This window comes from Nocardia sp. NPDC004168 (genome assembly GCF_040610355.1).
Classification (GTDB): Bacteria; Actinomycetota; Actinomycetes; order Mycobacteriales; family Mycobacteriaceae; genus Nocardia; species Nocardia sichangensis.
The window spans coordinates 1-1,011 of sequence record NZ_JBEXME010000118.1 but is presented as its reverse complement, the minus strand read 5'-3'; the positions used below and the strand labels follow the sequence as shown (position 1 = coordinate 1,011).

1 pseudogene is annotated in these 1,011 nt (G+C 64.8%); it reads left to right on the top strand.

Annotation, left to right across the window (positions count from 1 at the left end):
* Positions 1 to 1,011 (top strand): annotated as a pseudogene (locus ABZW96_RS37695) (hypothetical protein); the annotation flags it as partial.

The following is a 1,011-nucleotide window of genomic DNA, read 5'->3' as shown; positions in this document are numbered from 1 at the left end:
GGGGAGCGGCCTGATTCGCCGTTGATTCGGGTGTTGCATTCCGAGAGCGGGGGTAATCCCTTCTACCTCGAACAACTGGCACGCAGTTCGAAAAAAGGCTTCCCGGACCGCGTAACCGGCGATAGCGTCAGCACCGAGATCGGCGCCGGCATTCCCTCCGTCCTGCGCATCATGATCACTCAGGAACTGACCGGGCTCACAGCCGATTCCCTCGATGTTCTCCAAGCGGGGGCGGTCGCGGGTGACCCGTTCGATGTCGATCTCGTGACCGCGATCGCGCAGTCCGACAGGGATCGAGTGCTGAGATCCCTCGACGAACTCGTGGTGGTCGATCTCGTTCGCCCTACTGAGACGCCGGGCCAGTTCCGCTTCCGCCACCCGATCGTCCGTCGTGTCGTCTACGACCAGACCATGCCCGGCCGCCGGTTCACTGCCCATAAACAAGCAGCACGCGCACTCACCCAACGTGGCGCCTCTCTCGGCGCACGAGCCCACCACATCGAACTCTCCGCAACACCCGGCGACGAACAAGCCACCACTACCCTTGCCGAAGCAGCACAAACCGTCCTGCCCCGCGCACCCGCAGCAGCAGCCCGCTGGCTCGAAGCCGCACTCAGACTTCTACCTCCCACCAGCGGGCCAGAACGACGACTCCCCCTTCTCGTCACCCAAGCCGGCGCGCTAGCGTTTTCCGGTCGGCTCCACGACAGCCGCACGAAACTACAGCACGCGCTGGAACTGATACCCACCGAATCGATCAGCGACCGAGCACGCATCATCGGCATGATCGCTCGTGCGGATCATGGGCTGGGGCATGCTGAGGAGGCTCGTCACTTGTTGGTTGCTGCGCTCGCGGAGACTCCGGTTGGTAGTGCGGATTCGGTGCCGCTGGAGCTGGCGCTGGCCGAGAACTGCTTCATGCGGCGGCGGTGGGCAGAAGCTGTGGAGGTCGCGTCGCGGGCACGTGCGCAAGCCGAAGCCCTGGGTGACGGGGGGCTGCTGATCGCCTCG